This is a genomic window from Nostoc flagelliforme FACHB-838, assembly GCF_014698065.1.
Lineage (GTDB): Bacteria > Cyanobacteriota > Cyanobacteriia > Cyanobacteriales > Nostocaceae > Nostoc > Nostoc flagelliforme_B.
This window is the reverse complement of record NZ_JACJSI010000552.1, coordinates 1-3,167: the sequence shown is the minus strand read 5'-3', so window position 1 is coordinate 3,167 and position 3,167 is coordinate 1. Positions and strand designations below refer to the sequence as shown.

Annotated in this window: 6 protein-coding genes; 4 read left to right on the top strand and 2 right to left on the bottom strand. The window is 42.6% G+C overall.

Translation table 11 applies throughout. The annotated features are described in order from the left end of the window. The 4 genes from H6G97_RS48580 to H6G97_RS48565 form a co-directional block, all read left to right on the top strand. On the top strand, positions 1-491 hold a 491-nt coding region (locus tag H6G97_RS48580), incomplete at its 5' end, for a hypothetical protein (protein WP_190947451.1). Beyond that, positions 482-997 carry a thiol peroxidase gene (tpx, locus tag H6G97_RS48575; protein ID WP_242056143.1) on the top strand — a complete coding sequence of 172 codons (516 nt, stop codon included), beginning with the start codon at positions 482-484 and terminating at the stop codon, positions 995-997. The genes H6G97_RS48580 and tpx, both read left to right, overlap by 10 nt. A gap of 95 nt (positions 998-1,092) precedes the next feature. Next, positions 1,093-1,494 (top strand): hypothetical protein, encoded by a 402-nt coding sequence (locus tag H6G97_RS48570; protein ID WP_190947450.1) that lies wholly within the window; start codon positions 1,093-1,095, stop codon positions 1,492-1,494. Between the two features lie 223 nt (positions 1,495-1,717). Beyond that, positions 1,718-2,488, top strand: coding sequence for a nuclear transport factor 2 family protein (locus H6G97_RS48565; protein WP_190947449.1), 771 nt, complete (start codon positions 1,718-1,720; stop codon positions 2,486-2,488). Between the two features lie 10 nt (positions 2,489-2,498). Here the strand turns inward: H6G97_RS48565 and H6G97_RS48560 are convergent, their stop codons facing one another. Together H6G97_RS48560 and H6G97_RS48555 are read right to left on the bottom strand one after the other, a co-directional pair. Beyond that, a complete protein-coding gene (locus tag H6G97_RS48560) occupies positions 2,499-2,642 on the bottom strand; it encodes a hypothetical protein (RefSeq protein ID WP_190733672.1) in 144 nt (47 codons plus the stop codon). Positions 2,643-2,927: 285 nt separating this feature from the next. After that, on the bottom strand, positions 2,928-3,167 hold a 240-nt coding region (locus tag H6G97_RS48555), incomplete at its 5' end, for an ISAs1 family transposase (protein ID WP_190947448.1).

Sequence of the window (3,167 nt, the reverse complement as noted above, 5' to 3'; positions counted from 1 at the left end):
GTCAGTCCGGCTTAAATGTCTTGGGGATCTCAACGGCTTTTGAGGATTTTGAGTACAACACTGCTGCCAATACAGAGTTGCTTTTGACTGAGATGAAACTGGTTGGAGCAACTCGGCAAGCGTTAGGAGAATTTTACTCTCAAGCAATCCACTTTCCCGTTGCTGTCGATCAACTTACCACGGGTACACTATTGGCAACACTTGAAAACACTGAGGTTTTAACTGAAACGATCCCTGGTTTTGATCACCTGCCCAAATCAGAGCAGGCAATACTGCGTCAAAAGGTGAACGCTTACTTGCAGCGGTACGCCAAAACATCGGCAACCTTTACGCTGAATCATTTACTGGGGACACCGACCTTTCTTCTGGTTGACCAAAACCTGCAATTGCTAGATGGATGGTTTGGGTATACGCCTGAAGCAGCAGTGATTGAGCGCATCGAAAAACACCTTTGCACCTTTAAAAGAGTAACCCAGGAACTATGCAAGTAACGTTTCATGGGCAACCGATGCGATTGCTGGGCTTACCATTGAAAGTCGGCGATCGCGCCCGTAACGTGCGGGTGATTGACAACAACCTGTCACCCGTGCTGCCACTGGCGCGATCACAGGGAAAGATTCGCCTTTTCCTCACGGCTCCTTCCCTGGATGTGCCGATTTGTAGCGCTGCAATTCAGAAATTCAGCCAACATCTAAACTCACTGGGTCAAGAGGTAACTGATTTCGTTGAAGTCTTTCTCGTCTCTGCTGATCTGCCCTTTGCTCAAAGCCGTTGGCAAACGATCAAAGATGTTGCAGATATCACAATGCTTTCGGATCATCGTGATCTGGATTTTGCCCGCAATTGGGGATTGTTGGTTCAAGGAGTGGGGCTACTAGCACACGCCGTTTATGTAGTTGATCGCACGGGCATTGTAACGTATCGAGAAGTTGTCCCTGAACTGTTGGATGAACCGAATTACCAGGCTGCGATTGAAGCACTGCAAGCCATCGCTTAAACGTGGATGGTGTCATGTTGAAAACGTTGAAGTTTTGCTTAATTTACGAAAAATATCGTGTTAAACGACACTTTACACTGCACTTGGAGAAACTAATGAGGCACTTTACCCTGTTTACTTTTCTGTATCTAGCAGCGGGAGTTTGCCTAACGGCGGTCGCACTTGGGCATCCTGACATGGCTTCAAACAATAAAACAACCCTGCTAGTTAATGCTGGATCGTTATACCTTGTTGCTGCCCTTAGTAATTTTCAATTTTGGCATCAAGGTGTAGTACGAAGTGAAGCGAAACTACGCGATAAACCTGCTTGGGATCGGAATTTTGTCATGATCTTACCAATACTTATTATTGCATTTATGCTTGTTACAGCAATCCCCGACCTGGTGAATCACAACTGGGCAACAGAGGCGAGCGCCAGAGCATCTGGAGCACCACTGCTCATCCTAATTAATGCAGAACAACTCTTTATCAGAAGCCAAATTCGGCAAGAATCTTGATTACTAGATACACAGCACAAAGACACTGATGGTGTACCTACCTACGGCAGTATAGGTCATTACCGAAGGCTTTAGCGAGAGCTTATCACTGTCAAAACTATAATTGTGAGAAATCTAAGGATGGGGTGGCGTTGGGAGTGAGAACGAGTAATACAATATGCCAGTAGTTGAAGTGTTATCGCTTGGCTATCCATTCCAGTCCTTGGCTAAGGAAAAATAGATAATGAAACTCTCAAAAAAAGCTCGTAGTACGATGATTCAGAAAAGCCTCGAAACACGAAAAAAGTTTCCGATCTCGTACTTCGATTCCCGAAAGTATATTCAGCACAACGTCCGTCTAGAAGATGGACTTGGCCCGATTCTTCAGTTTATGGATGATCTGCCCGCCGATTCTACTAGCGTAATCGTTTGCCGTGCGATCGAAGATGGTGATTACAGTGTACTTCATGCCGATTATATTCTTGGTGATTGGGGCCCGATGGTCGGCTTTGAAATTCATCGTTGGGAAGATGACCGCATTGTAGAGCACTGGGATAATCTTTGCCCTACTCCTACTCAAAAGAACGTGAGCGGACGCTCTATGACTGATGGCGCAAACGAGGTCGTCGATTTGGAGCGCACCCAAAGCAACAAAGCTCTAGTCTACGAATTTACCAAGAAGATTCTTGTTGACAGAGAACTTTCCTTTCTCTCCAACTATTTCACGGATGGCGCATTAGTTCAACACAGCCCACATTATGGCGATGGTGTGCAGTCCTTCGAGGCGATGATGAAGGCTTGGCAAGCTGATGGCAAAACGGCTTACCATCGTATGCATCTGTTGCTGGGCGAAGGCAATATGGTGCTGGTCATTAGTGAGGGCATTTTCAAGAACAAACCTGCTGCTTTTTATGATCTATATCGTCTTGCAAACGATAAAATTGTTGAACATTGGGAAGTTTTTGAAACAATACCCCCTCGCGATACATGGAAGAACTCCAATGGCAAGTTCTAGAGCGTGTCGTCTAAGCCAATCGATGCAAAATTTTGGTCTGTTGCTGTTGTTGTTGGAGTAAATGCTGTTCTTGCTCTGCCAGTTGTTGTGCTAGAGCAGCAAGTAACTGCACTTGAGTTATCGATTGCTGTTGTACAGACTCTTGAGCCATCATCGCTTTTATTAAGATTCTAGTTGACCCAGATGGCAGGGCAAACGCATCTTATCTACTAATAAAAACTAAGGAAGATTTAAAAATGATATAGATAATTGTAAAATTTGATGAAATGATAAATAAAATAAATCAAATATTTCTCAATATGTGAATTAGCTTATGTTCAGGTTAACCACTAATCTTTAATACTAAAATAATTCAATTATTGGATAGATAAAATTATATTTACTTAGAAATTAAATAAAACTTTTATATAATATTAAACTCAAGTTTTGATGCAATATTTTAAGCTAATGCTAAAATATTTAGTAAATAGTTATTATCCATCGCCGCGAGAAACTGTTTATTTTTGATTCCACGCTTAACACGCTTGTCTTGAGTTAAAAGATTGACTGCAATATGTCTAAGAATTGCAAAATTTTGTGGAGCATTATTTTTTCTAATCCGACAGTCATCTTCTCTCAAAGCGACATCTAATACCCAATGCAATGAATTTTCAACTCCCCAATGACTGCGAATAGAATT

What these genes read in the sequence shown, in the direction of transcription:
- tpx (WP_242056143.1), top strand. Translation starts at nt 482, where the DNA reads ATGCAAGTAACGTTTCATGGGCAACCGATGCGATTGCTGGGCTTACCA.
- H6G97_RS48570 (WP_190947450.1), top strand. Translation starts at nt 1,093, where the DNA reads ATGAGGCACTTTACCCTGTTTACTTTTCTGTATCTAGCAGCGGGAGTT.
- H6G97_RS48565 (WP_190947449.1), top strand. Translation starts at nt 1,718, where the DNA reads ATGAAACTCTCAAAAAAAGCTCGTAGTACGATGATTCAGAAAAGCCTC.
- H6G97_RS48560 (WP_190733672.1), bottom strand. Translation starts at nt 2,642, where the DNA reads ATGATGGCTCAAGAGTCTGTACAACAGCAATCGATAACTCAAGTGCAG.